The 19,399-nt window shown below is 33.5% G+C and carries 18 protein-coding genes; 11 read left to right on the forward strand and 7 right to left on the reverse strand.

Annotated elements, in window-relative coordinates; translation table 11 throughout:
* Positions 1–3 precede the first annotated feature (3 nt).
* Positions 4–678, reverse strand: coding sequence for a LytR/AlgR family response regulator transcription factor (locus FUA24_RS20565; RefSeq protein WP_148544928.1), 675 nt, complete (start codon positions 676–678; stop codon positions 4–6).
* Between the two features lie 9 nt (positions 679–687).
* On the reverse strand, positions 688–1,725 hold the full coding sequence (locus FUA24_RS20570; protein ID WP_187388345.1) for a sensor histidine kinase: 1,038 nt from the start codon (positions 1,723–1,725) through the stop codon (positions 688–690).
* A 140-nt stretch (positions 1,726–1,865) separates the two neighbouring features.
* Between FUA24_RS20570 and FUA24_RS20575 the strand changes: the two genes are divergently transcribed.
* From FUA24_RS20575 to FUA24_RS20585, 3 genes are read left to right on the forward strand one after another with little or no spacing between them, the layout of a single operon-like run.
* Positions 1,866–2,777 carry a hypothetical protein gene (locus FUA24_RS20575; RefSeq protein ID WP_148544930.1) on the forward strand — a complete coding sequence of 304 codons (912 nt, stop codon included), beginning with the start codon at positions 1,866–1,868 and terminating at the stop codon, positions 2,775–2,777.
* A 13-nt stretch (positions 2,778–2,790) separates the two neighbouring features.
* Positions 2,791–3,405, forward strand: a complete 615-nt coding sequence (locus tag FUA24_RS20580; protein WP_148544931.1) for a hypothetical protein — start codon at positions 2,791–2,793, stop codon at positions 3,403–3,405.
* Positions 3,402–4,454 carry an alpha/beta fold hydrolase gene (locus FUA24_RS20585; protein WP_148544932.1) on the forward strand — a complete coding sequence of 351 codons (1,053 nt, stop codon included), beginning with the start codon at positions 3,402–3,404 and terminating at the stop codon, positions 4,452–4,454. Before FUA24_RS20580 ends, FUA24_RS20585 begins: the two co-directional genes overlap by 4 nt.
* 96 nt (positions 4,455–4,550) lie before the next feature.
* Here the strand turns inward: FUA24_RS20585 and FUA24_RS20590 are convergent, their stop codons facing one another.
* Positions 4,551–5,552, reverse strand: a complete 1,002-nt coding sequence (locus FUA24_RS20590; RefSeq protein WP_148544933.1) for a metal-dependent hydrolase — start codon at positions 5,550–5,552, stop codon at positions 4,551–4,553.
* A gap of 274 nt (positions 5,553–5,826) precedes the next feature.
* Here FUA24_RS20590 and FUA24_RS20595 point away from each other — a divergent pair, with 274 nt between their 5' ends.
* Positions 5,827–8,964, forward strand: coding sequence for a WD40/YVTN/BNR-like repeat-containing protein (locus tag FUA24_RS20595; RefSeq protein WP_148544934.1), 3,138 nt, complete (start codon positions 5,827–5,829; stop codon positions 8,962–8,964).
* A 134-nt stretch (positions 8,965–9,098) separates the two neighbouring features.
* Here FUA24_RS20595 and FUA24_RS20600 read toward each other — a convergent pair whose 3' ends face one another.
* Positions 9,099–9,974: a sterol desaturase family protein gene (locus FUA24_RS20600; protein ID WP_148544935.1), complete on the reverse strand. Its 876-nt coding sequence runs from the start codon at positions 9,972–9,974 to the stop codon at positions 9,099–9,101.
* A 153-nt stretch (positions 9,975–10,127) separates the two neighbouring features.
* Here FUA24_RS20600 and FUA24_RS20605 point away from each other — a divergent pair, with 153 nt between their 5' ends.
* The 7 genes from FUA24_RS20605 to FUA24_RS20635 all read left to right on the forward strand — a co-directional run bounded on the left by FUA24_RS20605 (position 10,128) and on the right by FUA24_RS20635 (position 16,087).
* Positions 10,128–11,240 (forward strand): helix-turn-helix domain-containing protein, encoded by a 1,113-nt coding sequence (locus tag FUA24_RS20605; RefSeq protein ID WP_148544936.1) that lies wholly within the window; start codon positions 10,128–10,130, stop codon positions 11,238–11,240.
* A gap of 157 nt (positions 11,241–11,397) precedes the next feature.
* Positions 11,398–11,958, forward strand: coding sequence for a porin family protein (locus FUA24_RS20610; RefSeq protein ID WP_148544937.1), 561 nt, complete (start codon positions 11,398–11,400; stop codon positions 11,956–11,958).
* 14 nt (positions 11,959–11,972) lie between these two features.
* A complete protein-coding gene (locus tag FUA24_RS20615; RefSeq protein WP_187388346.1) occupies positions 11,973–13,124 on the forward strand; it encodes a DUF418 domain-containing protein in 1,152 nt (383 codons plus the stop codon).
* An 18-nt stretch (positions 13,125–13,142) separates the two neighbouring features.
* Positions 13,143–13,538: a lipocalin family protein gene (locus FUA24_RS20620; RefSeq protein ID WP_148544939.1), complete on the forward strand. Its 396-nt coding sequence runs from the start codon at positions 13,143–13,145 to the stop codon at positions 13,536–13,538.
* Between the two features lie 4 nt (positions 13,539–13,542).
* Positions 13,543–14,082, forward strand: a complete 540-nt coding sequence (locus tag FUA24_RS20625) for a hypothetical protein (RefSeq protein WP_148544940.1) — start codon at positions 13,543–13,545, stop codon at positions 14,080–14,082.
* Between the two features lie 93 nt (positions 14,083–14,175).
* Positions 14,176–15,075 (forward strand): EamA family transporter, encoded by a 900-nt coding sequence (locus tag FUA24_RS20630; RefSeq protein ID WP_148544941.1) that lies wholly within the window; start codon positions 14,176–14,178, stop codon positions 15,073–15,075.
* A 100-nt stretch (positions 15,076–15,175) separates the two neighbouring features.
* Positions 15,176–16,087, forward strand: a complete 912-nt coding sequence (locus FUA24_RS20635) for a peptidoglycan DD-metalloendopeptidase family protein (protein ID WP_148544942.1) — start codon at positions 15,176–15,178, stop codon at positions 16,085–16,087.
* 36 nt (positions 16,088–16,123) lie between these two features.
* On the opposite strand, the gene FUA24_RS20640 is transcribed toward FUA24_RS20635, so the two are convergent.
* The 3 genes from FUA24_RS20640 to FUA24_RS20650 form a co-directional block, all read right to left on the reverse strand.
* On the reverse strand, positions 16,124–17,260 hold the full coding sequence (locus FUA24_RS20640; protein WP_148544943.1) for an endonuclease/exonuclease/phosphatase family protein: 1,137 nt from the start codon (positions 17,258–17,260) through the stop codon (positions 16,124–16,126).
* 159 nt (positions 17,261–17,419) lie between these two features.
* Positions 17,420–18,043 carry a peptidase associated/transthyretin-like domain-containing protein gene (locus tag FUA24_RS20645; RefSeq protein ID WP_148544944.1) on the reverse strand — a complete coding sequence of 208 codons (624 nt, stop codon included), beginning with the start codon at positions 18,041–18,043 and terminating at the stop codon, positions 17,420–17,422.
* A gap of 144 nt (positions 18,044–18,187) precedes the next feature.
* Positions 18,188–19,297 carry a hypothetical protein gene (locus FUA24_RS20650; protein ID WP_148544945.1) on the reverse strand — a complete coding sequence of 370 codons (1,110 nt, stop codon included), beginning with the start codon at positions 19,295–19,297 and terminating at the stop codon, positions 18,188–18,190.
* Positions 19,298–19,399: the final 102 nt, after the last annotated feature.

The following is a 19,399-nucleotide window of genomic DNA, read 5'->3' on the forward strand; positions in this document are numbered from 1 at the left end:
CGCTTAAAATTTGTCCAAAACAAACTTCTTTAAACGCACACTTATAGGAATGCAAGTATCACCTATTATAATTTGGTTATCTACAATTCTATCTACTTTATACTTAGATACTATATAAGATTTATGCGTTTGAATAAAGCTGTTTTCGGGTAATTGGTTTTTAAAACTCTTTAAGGATATTTGGGTAATTATGCTCTCTTTCGTTGTTACCACTTTAATATAATTTTGCATGGCTTCTGCATAAAGTATATCATTTATGTTTATCTTTTTAAGTTGACGTTCACTTTTTAAAAAGAGTATGTTGTTGTCATTATTCTGGTCATAATAGCTATGAACCTTATTTACCGCCTGTAAAAAGCGTTTAAATGAAATGGGTTTTACTAAATAGTCTAAAACGTTAAATGTAAAGCTTTCTAACGCGTACTCTTTGTAGGCCGTTGTCATTATTACTGAAGGTGATTTTTTTAAACCTTTTAACCAATCTATACCCGAAAGTATGGGCATATTGATATCTAAAAAAATCAAATCGATGTCATTTGTTGCGAGATGATGATTTGCTTGTAATACATTTTTACATAAGGCCACAACGTTTAGAAATGGCACTTCTTTACAATAATCGTTAATACCTTCTCTTGCTACAGGCTCATCATCTATAATTAAACAATTTAGTTGTTTCATGCTAGTGCTTTATAAATCTATGGTCAGATCCACTATAAAATTTGGGTGTGCCTTACGAATATCTAATTCATGTTTATCTGGATACACCAAAGACAAGCGTCTTTTTACATTTATTAATCCTATGCCTCCTGCAATATGCTTACCACTAACATCGTCATAAGTATTTGTGCATTTTAGCGAAAGCTTACCTCCTACTTCTTTAATGTGTATGTTTATAACGTTATCCAAATTATTGCTCATGTTACTACAATGTTTAAACGCATTTTCTATAAACGGTATTAGTAATAAGGGTACTATTTTTTTTGTAGTGCTTTCAAAATCTATGGTATACGTTAACTGAATATCCGATCCTTTACGCGTTTTTTCTAGTTTAATATATTGTAATACAAAGTCTAATTCTTTCTCCAATAAAATCTGTTTTCCGCTTTCATACAACTGATAGCGCAACAGCTCTGAAAACTGAAGCAATGTGTCTTTAGCCAGAGCATCGTCTTTACCAATTAAATGGTAGACATTGTTAATGCCGTTAAATAAAAAGTGAGGGTTTAACTGTGCCCTTAGATATTTTAATTCTGCTTTAAAAGATTCTTGTATGAGGAGTTGTTTTTCCTTTTCTGATGTTTTGTGTGCTTGTCTTAAGATATAATAAAAACCAGCGACACTGTAGAATAGGTTTACAAAAACAGTAATACTAAAGTTATCCTCAAATTCATCTGTATCATAGATTTCAAATATATCATACAGCATATAATCAAAATAAGTTTCAATTAGAGAAACTACTACGCATAAAGAAAACGACAACACATAAAATAGTACTCTTTTATCATTCATATACATTTTTGGCACCAACCAAAAGACCTGTACATAAAACAGAAAGATATTAGTTAGAATGCCATAGGTATAGGCATAGGCTAAAGTATTATGAGTTTGAGAAACATTATTAAACCCGTTCCAATCTGAATGGACAACAAAGGCAAACAACCAATAATTTATAACCCAGAACAATAGATGCAGTACTATTTTCTTTATGGATTTGGTTTTGATCATTGGTGGTTTTTGTACAAAGAAACACATTATTTATTTGTAATAAATCCATTATGACGTTCATCAACTAGTATGCAACGCTTGTCAAATTACTTGTTTTAAAGATGCTTTCCTCCTATTTCTTTGCCTAAAATTTATATATCATGAAAAAAACGATCTTAAAAATCACCAAATCACAACTATTTTATTTTAACAGCAGTACCATACTCGCTGTAATGTTCGCCTTTATAACATTCTCATGTTCTAACGATGATGGCGAAAAGGCTCCCGTAATAGCCGATGACATAGCCCAAGAAATTAAAGACCTAATATTTTACAAAGGAGACAAAAAAGCACCAACAGTTTTAATAAATGTGCAAGGAGGTCCAGCATCAGAACTTGATGAAAGTACTTTAGATTGGTTGACTGAAACTTTTAATACTACTGGTATTTTAACGGTAACTGTGCATCAAGTGCAAACTAAGAATGCTAACCTCTTATTTGGAGATGAAATGACATTAAACGATGCCGTTGGTTTTAATGCCGAAAGTGTAGAAATGCTGTATAAAACCATTAAATATTTTAAAGATGAAGGTAGAACGGTATACGTTGTAGGTGCTTCATTTGGAGCATTTATTACCCAAGAATTAATTGCGAAAAAAGGCATAGACGTGGCCGATAACTTTTTGATTATTTCTGGCAGATTAGATATTAATGATGTCTTTTGGCAAGGGTTAGCCGATGGTAGAAACGCAGAGTTTGAAAATGGTGTAACGCCAATAGTAGCTCCGGAACCTTTTAATAGCACTTTTAATAGAAATGAAGCAAGATTATTTGCAGGAATTATAAAGAATAGATATACCCAAGAATTTAATCCTATAGCGCGTTTATCTAACCTAACCTACATCTACGGCAAAACTGATGAAGCTGTTGGTAGTCTTACAGATGCTGAAGTTGCCTTTTTAGAGTCTAAAAACGCCAACATACTTTCTGGCAATGGTGGTCACGACCAACCTTTTGAGAGGTTTATAGAACGAGGCTTTAGTGAGGCATTTGGTATAGAATCACTTCAGTAAAATAGTCGTAAAGATGAAAAAGTACTGCGTAATTCTTATACTCATATGCACCATAAGTATTCATGCTCAAAACCAGACAAATGAGCACTCATTTTTAAATAAAGCCGAATTTAAAGTAGGCTATTATGGTAATCTTTTATGGGACAACGGACTCAATTCAGGTATAGAATATCTCTGGAAAGAAAAGGTAGTTGTTAAAGCAAAAAAGAAAGGGCAAAAAATCATAGTGCACCAATTTTTATTTAATGGGAGTTTAGGCTATGCCACTAATTTTGCTAACAAAACCGATAATGGTTTACATACCTATTATGGCCTTATATGGCGAAGAACAAATCCTAAAAGGAGGCAGTTTCATATAGAAGTAAATCCTTTGGGGTATTACCGCTCTTTTCTGAAAGAAACCTTTGAGGTAAAAGGCGATAATGTGTCTAAAGTTAAATTTCCAGGACGCCATTATTATGCGCCTTCAATGGCTATAGGGATAGGAAGACAACGGAAGGAAAAAAGACGTTCGGGATGGTATCTTAATTTTAACTACACCCTAAGAATGCCTTACAATACCGGCGTACTACCCAACTTTTCTTTGCAATACGGTTACCGATTTAATTTTAAAAACAAAAACCAATGAAACAGTTCTGTAAATCAGTTTTAAAGATAACATGTGTTACAATTAACCTATGTCTTGTAATGGCGTGCTCTACCGATTTTGATATTAATGACTTAGACGAAACTATTTTTGTACGCCATAAAAACGCAGATATGCCTGCATATGTAAAAGGAAATGCCAGTGAAAAGGTGTTTCTAATAACATTACACGGTGGCCCCGGCGATATTGGTTTGGGTTTTTCAGGTGAAGCATTTAACCAAATTGAACAACAGTACGGCGTTGTATATTTTGATCAACGAGGATCGGGTAACGCTCAAGGACAATACTCTAAAGATGACGTAAGCATAGACCTTATGGCCGAAGATGTATTAGCATTGGTAAAAGTTATAAAACATAAATTTGGAAGCGATTCTCGTTTCTATTTAATCGGACACAGTTGGGGCGGCGCATTAGGAACAGCTACCCTCTTAAAAGATCAAACTGACTTTATTGGATGGATAGGTTTAGATGGGGCATACAGTCCAGCGCTATTATACAATCAATATATAGAGACTTTTACGAGTACAGCTAACACTCAAATAGCATTAGGTAATAGTATTGATTTTTGGGAATCTGTTTTAGAACTTGTTTCTAAAGTAGATCCTGTAATTAATTTTGATGATAATAGAAAACTAAATATAAAGGCTTTTGAAGTGGAGCGCACCTTGCATGACGATGGTTTTATAGATTTTGATGACGAAGGAACCGAAGGGGTTAATACATTTTTTGCATATAATCTATTTACTAAATCCTGGAATACCTATCAAATAGGAACTATAATTGATGATCAGGGGTTGTTTCAAACATTAGATTATACACATCAACTTTCGGAAATAACCATACCATCACTATTTATATCTGGACAATATGATATGATAGTACCCCTAGCATCAGCTCAAATTGCTTTTGAATCTATAGGTTCCGAATCTAAAGATTTACTCATATTCGATAGGTCGGGTCATGCACCTCTATTTAGTGAACCCAATAGATTTGCTACAGAGGTTCTTAAGTTTATGAATGAACACAAATAATTTTATGTACCAATAACAGGAAATGGTGTTACAAATATTTCGATATAGTTACGAGATAATGAAAAAAATGTGACTCTGCATTAATGTTTATTGGAGCTAGTTTCCCTTAATGCGTTCCCATAATATATTCATTAAAAATGTTGCATCACGTCCTGTTTTTGGAACTTCGGTAGCTTCAATAGAGCCATCTTTCTCTTTAAGTTGATAAGAAAATGTAAAAAACGAAGAACCATCTTTCTTGGGTATTAATCCAAAACGTAAATCATTAAAATACCATTCGCCATCTTTTTGTTCAATGATATACCAACCTTCAGAAATGGCTATAAGCCGTTGTACATTTGGATAATTGGTTAAGGAGTCTGAGGATGCGCGACCCTTTGGGTATTTTGTAAAAGTTAGAGGTTGGGTATCAAAAAAGGAGTAATCTGTAATGAGGTAATCCTCTTTGGTATCAATATTAGCATTCCATAAAACAGTATTTAATGGCGCCGGACGTGTGCTTATTGCAGTGTATGCAATGCCTTGATCTCTCAGTTCGTTTTCAATCTTTTTATGCGCAACAAACTTTAAAACAAGGGCTACTAAAAGATAACTTGTAGATAGTGTTAAACCAATTGTATTTAATCGCCTTCTTAGTTTAGAATTGCGTTTACAAAACAAAACAGCAATACAACACGTAAGAAACGGCACAGTATACAAAGGGTCTATTACAAAAATAGCGTTAAACGCCAGTTTTATTTTAAAGGGCCAGAACAGTTGCGTGCCCCAGGTGGTGAAAGCATCTAACAACGGGTGGGTAAGTAAACACCAAAAGAAAAGTTTAGCCCAAGGTTGCCAACCAAGATGATGTTTACGTTCTATGCTATTAACAAGCCATCCTAAAATAGGAGACATAAGAACGCAAAACACTATAGAATGACTAAACCCGCGGTGTAGCTCTACAGTAGTAATAGTATCTGTAAAGAAACCAAGTAACACATCAAGATCTGGAATTGTGCCACCAATAGCGCCATAAAGCAAGGCTTTATTGCCTATTTTCTTTCCTAAAGCAGCCTCTCCTACTGCAGCGCCTAAAACAATTTGGGTAAGTGAATCCAATCCTTCCTTTTAATAGCTAATTATAACAGTAAAAATACAGTTAAAAAGAAAAAGTATAAAACAAACGGCATTATTTACTAATAATTAAACACGCTACACCATAGAGTAAAACAAGGTTTTAACAAAAAACCTGTAGTTATCGTAAAATGGCATTCTAAAAATTACAATTCCTGCAAAAAACAAACCCTGTTTTTATCAAATTACCTAGATGTTCCACAAACTATTTTAATCGAAAAAAATCATGTAATTTAGTCAGAAACAAACCATCATATTTATGAAAATTAAAATAGCTTTTATTCTATTCGCCCTACCAGTGTTAATGATTGCTCAAGAAGCAAATGAGTACTTTTCTTCAATGAAATTCAGAAACATTGGTCCGTTTAGAGGCGGTCGTTCTGTAAGTGCTACAGGAATTGTAAACAATCCCCTAACCTATTATATGGGAACCACAGGTGGTGGTCTTTGGAAAACTGAAGACGCCGGAGCGCATTGGAATAACATAAGTGATGGCTTTTTTAAAACAGGTTCTGTAGGCGCTGTAGCTGCTTCAGAAAGTAATCCGAATATTATTTATGTGGGTATGGGAGAACATGCCATTCGTGGTGTAATGACCTCTTATGGTGATGGTGTTTATAAATCTACCGATGCTGGAAAAACATGGAAACATATAGGTTTAACCAAAACAGAACAAATCTCTAGGATTGTTATTCACCCTACAAATCCAGATATAGTATATGTAGCAGCACAAGGAAAATATAGTGCGCCTACCGAAGAACGTGGTATCTATAAATCTGTTGATGGTGGAAAAACATGGAAAAAAACTTTATTCGTAAATAACTTTTCAGGAGCTTCAGAATTATCTATGGATATGAACAATCCTCAAATTCTATATGCTGCTTTATGGCATCACCAAAGAACACCTTGGAAAATGATAAGTGGTGGCGAAGGTAGTGGGTTATACAAGTCTACCGATGCAGGAGAAACATGGACAAAACTAGAAAAAGGACTACCAAAAGCATTAGGGAAACTAGCTATTGCCGTTTGTAGAAGTAACAGTAACAAAGTTTATGCACTTGTAGAAAGTGATTCTCAAACCGATAACAGTGGTTTGTATGTATCTAACAACGCCGGAAAATCTTGGAAACAAGTAAGTGGCGATAACAGATTAACGCAACGTGCTTGGTATTACACAGAAGTTTTTACCGATCCGAATAACGAAGAGACCGTTTATGTTTTAAGTGCCCCTGCCCTACGTTCTAAGGATGGCGGTAAAACATGGAGTAGAATTACGGGGACTCATGGTGATTTTCACGATTTATGGATTAATCCGAATAACTCGAACAATATGGTTATTGCTAATGATGGTGGTGCAGCAATCTCCTTTAATTTTGCAAAAACATGGTCTTCTCAAAATATTATGCCTACTGCCCAGTTTTACCGTATTAATGTAGATAATTTATCTCCATATAACATTTACGCAGGTCAGCAAGACAATACTTCTGTGAGAATTGCAAGTATGAATATGACAGGGTCTAGTATCTCGGAACGCAATTGGACGCCTGCTGCAGGTGGTGAAAGTGCTTTTCTAGCCTTTGATAAAGACAACCCTACAATTACCGTAGGTGGTAGTTATTTAGGAACTATTGAAGCCTTAGACATGAAAACCAAAGTAAGTACAGATATTATAGCAGCACCTATTCAATACCTTGGAAAAGCAGCCAGAGATATGAAATACCTGTACAATTGGAATGCGCCAATTGTATGGTCGCAACATGAGAAGAATACTATTTTTCATGCGGCACAATTGGTTTTAAAATCAACTGATATGGGTAAGACCTGGACGCATTTTTCACCAGACCTTACTAGAAATATTGATGCAAAACAAGGTAAAGGTGGCGGGCCTTATACCAATGAGGCTGTTGGAGCAGAAAATTATGGTACAATTAGTTATTTAATTGAATCGCCTCATGAAAAAGGTGTGTTTTACTCCGGAAGTGATGATGGCTTAGTACATGTTACCAGAGATAATGGTAAAACTTGGCAGAATATTACACCAAAAAACCTAGGTGAAACACTTGTTAATGCTATTGAAGTATCTCCGCATAATCCTGCGGTGGTTTACATAGCCACTACTAAGTATAAATTGGGCGACTATACGCCTGCCCTTTTTAAAAGTGAAAATTACGGAAAAACATGGAAAGCTATAAACAACGGAATTCCGCAAGGAGCACATACAAGAGTAATAAGAGAAGATAAAGCAAAGAAAGGTTTGTTGTATGCCGGCACCGAGCTTGGTATGTATATCTCTTTTGATGATGGCAGCAACTGGACGTCTTTTCAAAGAAACTTACCTGTTACACCTATTCTAGATTTAATGGTTCACCAAAATGATTTAGTAGTTGCTACCTCCGGAAGATCGTTCTGGATTTTGGATAATCTATCGCTTTTATCCCAATACGACGCTAAAAATAAAGAGGCTAAAATCTATAATCCAGAACCTATTTCTTATGGTAATTGGGGAAGCAGCATGAGTGGAAATACAGATAGCTTTACTGGTATGCAGAATTTCACAGGAATTAATCCTGCCAACGGCATAGAACTCTATTATGAACTTCCTAAAGTTGATGCCTCAAAAGCGGTGACACTAACAGTAACTGATAGTAACGGGAAAGTTATTAATAGCTATACCTCAGAAAAAGATACGAACTATGTTCCTCATAATGGTGGAGGCGCTCCAAGGGCTCCAAGATTACCTAAAAAAGAAGGTTTAAACCGTTTTGTATGGAATATGCAACATAAAATTGTACCGGGTGTACCAAAAGTATATATAGAAGCTAGCTTTAGAGGTCATAAAGTGGTGCCTGGTGAGTATACGATGACATTAAGTTATGATGGAAAAACCTATAGTACAAAAGCAGTAATTAAAGAAAATCCGGATTACAACATCACTAAAGCTGAATATAAGGCTTACGATGCTATTATGAGTGAACTGGAGGCGAATGCTACTGATATGCATAACAAAGTCAACCTGTTAAATTCAGTTGCAAAAGATATTCGCGAGGCTTTAAAGCGATTAAAAAAGACAAACAAAGCGTCTGATCTAATTAAAACAGGTGAAAGCCTTCTAAAAGACATAAAAGAATGGGATGAGAAAATGGTTCAACGCCGTTCTCAAGCTTATGACGATGTAGAAAACTTTGAAAACAAGTTTACAGCAGATTACCTATTCTTAATGAATCAAACCAATAGTAGTTTGCCAAAAATTACGCAAGCGTCTGTACTTAGAAAACAGGAATTAGATAAAGAATGGGATACCTTAAAGCAAACTGCTGAAAGTTTAATCAATACCAAAATCCCTGAGTTTAATAAAAAACTATGGCATGAAGGAATTGGTGCTATATCGTTGAAGTAAGTTTAAAAGGTTCAATCAGTATTATCATACTGGATTATGCACAAAGATGAATCTCATTATTTTTGATACGGGTTCTCTTTATATTCAAAATACTCAATAAAACCACATAAAATGACGGGTGGAATTACCGAATTCTATTCGTCATTTTTAGTAAAGTACTTTGGTCTCCAACCTAAGCCTCCAAATACAATCTTAAACTTATCTCCTAGGGTTTTGCAACGCTTTACATCTTTCCAAATATGCCTGTATTCAATAAAATTAATAGTAATAGGATTGTTAGTATTTACGTTTTTTGTTAAACCATAAATAACGGTTTCCTCTTCCCTTTGGTAAGTACCAAAAAGCCTATCCCAAATTATTAGGAAACCACCATAATTTTTATCTAAATATTTGCTATTAGAACCATGGTGTACCCTGTGAACAGAAGGTGTGTTAAAAATACCGTCTAACCAACCCAATTTACCAATACGTTCTGTATGAATCCATGTTTGAAATTGCGCCACCAAAACTAGGCTTACAATAGCTTGGAATGGTGAAAATCCAATGAAAACCATTGGCACTAAAAACAGCCATTCAAATAAACCTTCAATAAAGCTTAATCGAAATGAGATAGTAAGATTATAATCTTCAGATGAGTGATGCACACTATGACTAGCCCATAAAATTCTATGTTCATGCTCAAACCTGTGCATCCAATAATAAGTGAAATCGGCTGCAAAAAAAGCCAATATCCAAGTCATCGTATTTAAAGGAATTTCTAAAATAGCAACCCATGAAATAGGTACTAAACACAGCACTCCAATAGAACCAATAATAGTTTTTTCCAGTAATTGGTTGATGATAAATATTGAAATATTGGCGTAAGTATCTTTCCATCGCCTTTTTTTATCGGTAACTATATCCAATAGAATTTCTAAAAAGATAATCCCCAAATTAAACAGAAAGAAATAGCCAATAAAGGCCATTATTTGGGATTCTTCAAATAATGAAATTAGTTTTGCGAAACTCATAGTTAACAAATTTATTTTTGTAAAACTATGTTCTCTCCTAAGGAAAATAGTAGCTCCCGATAAATCAAGACACAATTTTTATAAAAAGTAAGTCCTGTTTTACAGGGTTTTTATAATTATGTGGTATCAACACTAAAATCTTATCTTTATTTTATGAGTCTTTTGGATATATCGCCATTACTAAGTTCTATTCTTGGGCTCTTTCTGGGCATTTTTATAATTTCTAGAACCTCTGGTTTGGGTAAAGATAAGAGCATTAGATATGTGCTTGCTGCCTTAGTGTTTATTTATGCGTATACGTCTTTTGATTATTATGTATTACTTAAAGTAGACATCAATAGCATGCTTTCTGGCGGTGCTTATTTGCTATACCATCTTACCGGTCCGTTGTTTTACCTTTTCATATTGCTCTTTACAAAAACAGAATTCAACCTTAAAAAGAGTATGCTTAGTATTGGTGGTTATACTCTGTTAAGATGGATGCTTTTCCTTCCAATTTTAGAATATAACACAGTAACAGATTTAATGGCTACAGGGAATACACTAGGTATTTGGTTTTGGATTGAAATGGAATACATCTTAGCCACTGCAATAAACATCTTGCTCTTGGTAATTGCATTTATAAAGCTGAAAAATACACCTATTTATTTAAAACTAGATGCCGCTCAAAAGCTAAATTACAAATGGGTAAAGTTGCTTATTGTTTTATGCGTAGGGATTCAAATTACTAGCGGATTTAATACGGTTATTAATACTAAAACACTTGAAACTTTAGAGTTCTATGCCAAGACCGAAACACTGTTACTTGCTGTATTTTTCTTTGTCCTAGCCTACTCTATTATGCATTTTCCCGTTTTTGCTTTTACGGGTGCTTTTGAAGATTTACCTGAAAAAACTAAAAAAAAATACGCAAAGTCATCTTTAACAGATTCATCGGAGTTATTCAATAAAATTGAAGCATTGGTCACCTCAGAAGACTTATACTTAGATTATGATATAAAACTGAATACACTTGCAGATAAATTAGATACTTCTATACATCATATTTCTCAGGCTATTAATCAAAACGCAAACATGGGCTTTTCAGATTTTATAAATAGATATAGAATTGAAGCTGCAAAATCTATGCTTTTAGAACCTAAACCCAATACAATTTTTGCTATAGCATTAGATGTCGGCTTTAATAGTAAAGCCGCATTTTACACCGCTTTTAGAAAAAACACCAATATGACACCAACAGAATTCAAAAAAGCACACAAATTGTAACAAGCTTAAAAACAGGTGTTTAAAATCTAAAAAGTGTCTCCTTATAAATCGAGACACTTTTTTTTGTCCGCAATTATAGGGAACGTCTTTTAACTGTTAACCTCCGCATACTTTTGGAGCATCAATTAAAATTTATAACAGTTAAAAACAAAAGATTATGATTATTTCAATGAGAACAATTTTTGCGGTCGTATTAATGATGACCTTAAGCTATGTATCTAATGCACAAAGTAACGACTTGTTTACGTTTGGTATAAAAGCTGGGGCCAACCGCAGCACCATTAATATTTCTGGCACTAGACCTAAAATAGCGCCAAATTTTGGTTTATTCACACAGTATAAAGCCTCAGAAACTATAGCTGTTCGATCCGAATTAAGTTATAGCATTCTAGGGGCACGTTCAAAGAAAAATGCTACTGAAAAGACAAAATTAAAACTTAACTACATTCAAGTATTTCCAGCATTATTGCGAGTATATCCAACTAAAAAAATTGGTTTAGAAGTTGGGCCTTACGGAGGGTATTTACTGTCTGCAAAAGGCGCTAGCAAATCTGATTATAGAAAAATAGACTACGGAGGTACGGTTGGTTTAGCATATCATATCTCTGATAACTTAGAAATTGGTGCACGCTATGTTTTAGGTATTCGTGATATTACTAATGCCAATTCAGATGCAAAAAACAGAGCCCTTCAATTAGCACTTTCATATAGTTTTTAAGACGAGTTAGTTTTTTGAAGTTCAGAGCGGACACCTTCATCTTATTATTAATGAATAATTCTCAAATAATTGCACAAATGATAAAACATCAAGAAAGAATACAAGGTTACGATGTGGCCAGGGCTTTAGCAGTGTTTATAATGATTATTGTACACTTTAATTTGGTGTTAGCCAAAGCCAATAATGATGAAAGTGTTTTGGCTAGCATATTAAACCTAATACAAGGTAAAGGTGCCGCTCTGTTTGTAGTTATTGCTGGAGCAGGAATATCGTTAATGATCCGAACCAACCTGTTTTTTAATGATCTCTTAAGGCTAAGAGAAAAGCGGATGCTGCTTTTTAAACGTGCAGCGTTTTTATTCCTATTCGGACTGATTTTTAGCCTAGTGTGGCCCGCCGATATATTACATTCTTACGGATGTTATATTCTAATTGGTGCTATAGTTATGACCAGACATTCTGCATATTTATGGGTATTTATTTTGTTGTTGATTTTTTCATATCCATTTATAATTGAAGTGGTTGACTATGAAAAAGGCTGGGATTGGTTAACCATTGAATATACCGATTATTGGAGTTTTAATGGTTTTATCAGAAACTTTTTTATTAATGGTTTTAACCCTGTAGTACCTTGGGTCGCATTTATTCTAGCCGGAATTTGGTTAGGAAGACAAAACATACACTCTAAGAGTATTAGAAATACCATTTTGGGAGTATCTATAACAGTTTTTGTACTAACCCAAATGCTATCTAAACGTCTTATTGAAGCCTCTCAAAGCTTTACAAATTTAACCTTAGACGAAGCTTTGGCTTTCTATGGTACAGCTCCAATGCCTCCAATGCCTGTTTTCATGATTTCAAGTATAAGTTGGGCATTTATGGTAATAACCTTATGTATTTGGATTACGGAGAAATTAAAGCATACCACAATGTTCGTTTTTCTGGTAAAAACAGGACAAATGGCATTTACCCACTACATAAGCCATATTGTAATTGGACTCATAATTTGTATTACTATTTATGGAGAAAACAATCTTCCGTTATGGTACGCTATAACCTTGGCCTTAGTCTATTGCTTTTTCTGTATCCTATTCTCAGTGCTATGGAACAAGAAATACAAAAAAGGACCTCTATCTATGTTTATTAGGTATGTAACAAAAACTTAAAATTATAAAAGAAGACAAATGAAAAATGAATCAGTAACTATCGTAATAGCTGTTGTTATGACTATTCTATTTTCCGCAAGTGGTTGCGCACAAGAAACACAAAAAGAGCTTTTAACAACTAAATGGGATTTGGACGCCTATAACATAAAGAATAAAACATATCCGCCGGAACCTAAGGAACAAGATGACTTTATTCAATTTAATGCGGATAATACCTTTATTTCTAAAAGTGAAGGCAATATTGAAACGGGTAACTATACCTTAAATTCTCAGGACGATTATATAGATTTTAAAGATGGAACAAAGGTCGTATTAAGGGCTTATATTGTAGAGCTTAGTACCAAAGCACTCATTCTTAAATATGATATTGGTGAGCTAAGAGACATAGAGATTATTTATAAACCAAACCATTAATTTTATGAGAAACATATGTCTTTTAGTGTTTATTATTAACCTTTCGTTTGGTTATTCTCAGGACACTAATAATAGCCATAATTGGTTTGATACATTTAACTATAAGAAGACTTTTAGCAAGAATTACAACGGTTGGAAGGTAAGTTATATAGGCTTTAATGATAGCGACACCGATTTTATTCTTCCGTTTGAATTGTCTTTTGGTCAAAATAAAGCTAAAACCAAAGCTCTTAACCGTAAAGGGTATGAGTCTTTAGATACCTATAATATTTCTCCAGGTTTTAATGGTCTTATTAAAATTACTTCTGGTTTTTATCTTGAACTAGGATTGAATGCCTCTATTGGGCTGGAAGTTCTAAAAGATTTAAATAACACTAAATCGAAAAACTTTTTAATTGGTTTAAGCAGTAATCAAGGTATAAAAATAATTCCTTGGAAGGAATTCGGCCTAGTATTCGGAGCAAGTGTATTTGAAACTATTCAAACCTCAAAGGTATATAAAACTAATCTTGGTTTTGCCTTTGAATTGGGGGTTAACCTATAAAATTCAACGTAATATGAGATCCTAAAAATATAATACAAATCCTTTAATAATTTAACCTTTAAGAAGTGTCAAAAATGTATCTTCGCGCCCATTATGTGGATGTATCTAGGTTTGTTAGCGGCACTGTTTTTAGGGTTACACAATTTGTGTAAAAAACATGCGGTGCAAGGAAATGAAGTATTCCCAGTGCTTTTAGGCACTATTGGTTCGGGATTCATTTTATTAGTGTCTCTATTTTTAGTCTCTGTTTATTTACCCGAGCAGACTAAAGGTTTAGGACTTCATTTTACGCCAATTTCCTTAAAAACACATGGGTTTATAATTATAAAGTCTATGATTATGGCGGCTTCTTGGGTACTTGCCTATCAAGCATTAAAACATTTACCAATTACTATTGTAACGCCAATACGTTCGGCAGGTCCTTTCTTTACGTTTATCGGAGCCATTGTAATTTATAGAGAAACCCCAAATTTTCTACAATGGATTGGTTTCTTTCTAATTATTTTTTCGGTAATTCTGTACTCTAAAATAGGAAAGAAAGAAGGGATTGTTTTTAAAAGAAATAAGTGGATCTTTGCTATTATTGGTGCTACATTTCTTGGGGCATCAAGTGGTTTGTATGATAAATTTTTAATTCAACACCTAAGTCTTAACCCGGAAACATTGCAATTTTGGTTTTGTTTGTATACCGTACTTATTTTATTGGTAATACTTCTTATAACTTGGTTTCCATATAAAGAAAAACGAAAAGCGTTTAAATGGCGCTGGACTATTGTTGCCGTTGGTGTATTGCTTCAAGCAGCAGATTACTTTTATTTTAAGGCTCTGCAAGACCCTGAGGCTTTAATTATGTTGTTATCTGCTATTAAACGAAGTCAAATACTAATTGCTGTGGTTGTTGGTGGGCTTATATTCAAGGAGCAAAACAAGCGAAAAAAAATGGTGCCACTTTTCGGTATCTTATTGGGGGTTTTCCTTATTTTGTACTCTTAAATTAACAAACTTGTTGATAACTAACACAATATCTTCACTTAAGAAACGTATTTAATACTTAAATTCGTCAATCAAAAATTTTAATCCCTCAATTTCTAGAATGAGATACATCATTACTGGTTTAGTGCTTTTTATATCCTTAAATACCTTTAGCCAAAAAAAGATTAGGAATATAGATACATTTTATAGCGCAATAAAAGCTATTACAATTAAAGATACGGTGCAATCTGATGCAGTTTCACAAGTTATAAAAGCGGCTCCAGACATTAAAGCTAATAATTGGAGTAATACAGTTTATAATCCGTATAAAGAAGTTAAAGTTAGCTTTCCGCTTCAAATAAAATTCGATGATTCTTCATATGCTGCACCTGTAAAGCGAAAAAAGGTTGTAACCTCAAGGTATGGATGGAGACGTGGTAGAGCTCATGAAGGAATTGATATAGATTTGATTACAGGAGATAGCCTTTATTCCATGTTTGGTGGTATTGTGAGAATGGCTAGATATACAAGCGGACATGGAAGGACAGTAGTAGTTAGGCATTACAATGGTTTGGAAACGGTTTATGCGCACCTTTCTAAATATGGCGTAAAAGAAAATGACACAGTAGCTAAGGGACAATACTTAGGTAAAGGCGGTACTTCTGGTAATGCAAGAGGAAGCCATTTACATTTAGTTATAAATTATAAAGGGGTACCTATAAACCCTGAATATCTATTTAAATTCAATGAAAAGAACGAAATAAGAAATAATGAACTTTGGGTAACTAAAAAATGGACACAGCCTGTATTTCATAGCTCTAGAAGGCAAAGCAAAATAACCCCTTTATTTACGGAAGCCGAGGCCATAGCTAGTTTGCAAAAGAAACGTTCTATTTATGTTGTAAGGCCAGGAGATACATTGTCTAGAATTTCAAGAAATAATGATGTTTCGGTTGCATCAATATGCAAAGTCAATCGTATTAGAAAAACCTCTGTTATTAAGGTTGGGCAAAAATTATTTATTGAGAAGTAGAGCATAAAAGCTCTTACTTCTCTACAATTAAAAATTCTAAAACTTACTCAATTTACTTTTTAAGAAGCTTGGACTGCTGTCTACCTCTATTTCTAACCACACAGGTAAATGGTCACTCATTTGATTTCTTTTCCAATAGGAATTAAAATAACTTTCAAAAGCATCATGAGATGTTAATGTTGAAGGGTCTCCTTTATGTTGTAGCATTAAAGGGTGATATTTTGCTATTTCTTGTTGGGTGTTTTTATAAACGTAATCGAAAAGATTAAATACACCCCCTCTTTCGTCACCATCTATGTCTGTTCCAACCTTAAAGTACTTATGTACATTCAAAAAGATGCGATCATAAATCTGATTTAGGCTGGTATTCGTAAATTTTCCTATTAAACCTTCACTTTCAACAAAACCTTTATCTGTAAATAAATCAACAATTTCAGTATCGTCTTCATATAAATTAGTGTCTCCTAAGATGATAAGGTTTTGATCCTCATAAGGTGCATCCTTCATTTTTTCTTCTAAAAGATCTAGTAGAAGTTTTACTTCTTCTTTTCTAAGGACTTTATCATCGGCATCATCTCCTGGATGCAAATGAACACTAACTATCGAAAATTTTCTCCAACCACTTTCAAATCCCGTAAATGTTGGTGTACGCTTTAATTGTTCTATAATAGGATTATCTGATATCATCTCTGGCGGAATAACCAACTCCCCTGCTAGCCCTGAGTGGGTTACTCTGGTGGAGTCATAGATAAAACCAAAACGTTCGTCATTTCCGCTACTCCCTTCCGTAACATCACTTAGTGTATATTTCCAATTACTTCCCAAAAGTTTTAATAGCTTCTTAAATTGAGTAATATCACTGTTTATCTCTTGTATACCAACTATATCAAAGGCATTGATTATCTCTGCGATGTAATACAAAGATTCTGAAGTTCTATTAAGTAACTTGCCAAAGTTTTTAATATTCCATGATGCCAATAATAGGTTTCTATCTACTGTTTTACTTGGAATGTCTTTTAGTATCCCTTTCTTAAGTTCAAGAATATTGGCTATTGTTCTCTTTTTATCCTCATCGTTCATCTCTCGTTCATAGTCATTGTCAGGATCTAACATAATTAGCGAGTATCTATCACTCGTTAATTCATTATCTGGTCTTAAATCATTGTACCACATGAAGTTTAATTTTTGATTAGTAAATTATTTAAGCTAAAAATTAAAAAGGAGAGACTCTAAAATAGAACAATTTTGTAAGAGTAATGTTAAATATACATTAACAAAAAAAGCAACCATAAACATATGGTTGCTTTTGAAAATATGCAATAATAACTATAATTAATAGGAATCTATTTCTTTACCTAAGACGATATCTCGTGTACCTACCCACAAACCTTCTTTTAAATCTAGTTTTAAAATTCTTTGAGGGTCTGTTTCTAATACTTTATCTCTACATTTTCCTTTTAATAAAGGATCATTGTCAAATAAAAAAGTTTCTATTTTATATTCTGGTTTGTTAGGTTCTTTAACTATTGGATAGATTTGCTTTAGTTCTTTTCCGTATATGTAACTTCCAGGTACGAATGTATAAATGGTATACTTTCCGTCTTCATTAGTTCTTACCCATCCTCTATGGTGAACATAACGTTTTTTATTATGTCTTTTTAATTCAAAATTACCATCTTCATCTGTTTGATGAATGAATAATAATATATTTTTAGCAGGGGTAACACCGTCACTTTCGTATATGGTTCCCGTAATTTTTAACTTGTTTTTTTGTGTTAAAAACTCTGGTATAGTGTCTGTATTATTTAGATTCTTCTCTGAATAATCATAAATAGGACTACGCTTCTTATAATTCTTTGGAATTTCGTTAGAAACCGTGGCTGTTTCTTGTGCATTAAGTGTAATGCAATTGGCTAAAATTAAACCTAAGGATAAAAGTGTTATTAAATATTTCATGGGGCTAAAACTTTAATTTCGATAAAATTACCGCATAAAACCTGTTTTCCACAAAAAAGCATATCAACTCATAAATAAAACGATGAATAGTTTTTTTTTGTAAAAATCATCGATTAATAACACTTTTAGCATGTAGTATAAGTCCTAGTACTTAATTTTTATACCAGTTGTGTTTTCAAACTTTCCAGTAATAAGCCAACCACCAAAGTCTTCAGAAACAGCCATTAAAAGCGTGTTTTTTCCTTTTTTTAAATTTAGATAGATGGCATCAAATAACCCTATGGTACCTAAATATCTATAATCTCTTGTTCTAAATCCGTTGTTGCCCTTATAAATAGGGTTTCCATTTAATAGTGCTACTACCCTATCACTATAACCAAAATGAAATAATTTCTGTTGATCGATATCTGAAATAATTTCTATTTTGGTAAATACTGTATTTTCCTTTCGCTTTTTTATTTCTACTTTTCTTGAAATATTAGCAGCTGTTCCTTCTTCTACTTCAATTTCACCTATCCATTCTGATTTATCTATTTGCGAACGTATTTGGCTAATGTCTTTTAATATAGTTTCATTAAATGTGCTAGAAACCTTCCATTTTTCAATTAATCCTTTAATTGGTTTTCTAAAAACAGGTTTAAAGTCTACTAAATTAGGTTCCGTATCGTCTACTTTAATATTAGCGATATGAATACCCCTTACTCCTCCTCCTCTAATAATAATGTCTCCAGCTTTTGCTTCGGTAAAGAGGTGCCATGATAAATTTGGTGTTTTGGCATGATCTAAAAAGATTTGTGCTTTATCGTCTTTAACTACTAATTTTACATGGGTCCAATCGTTATACTTGTATTTGTACGGAAACGAATATCTTTTACCAAAATTTAATTGCCATGGTGTTTTACCATTTAAAATTGGAGCCGCTTGGTTGGCGTCTGGGTTACCAGATTGGTGCGGACGTAAATACCACTGTTCTCCATTTTTATCATCTCTAAGTCTAAAATAAATTCCAGGAAATCCTCTAGACTCACTTAAGTACATATTAAATTCAATGGTACCATTTAAAAATTTTCTATCCTTTAGCTTCATGCCTCCAGATTTAAGGTATATGGATTTTTTACCTTTAAAGGTTTCAAGAACATAGTTTTTAGTGGTAATATTCCAATTAATAGTATCTATAGGAATACTATTTTGGGCCACTCCTGTAGTAACTTTAAAAATTAATACAAATGCAATTGTTTTAATAAGTGTTTTCATAACTCCGTAATTTGATTAATGTAAATATGAGTTTCGAATATCTAAAGCAGTTATTAAATGTTAAAAACAAGTTCGTTCAAGTTCGTTCAATGTTGTACAAGT

The organism is Seonamhaeicola marinus, assembly GCF_008085455.1.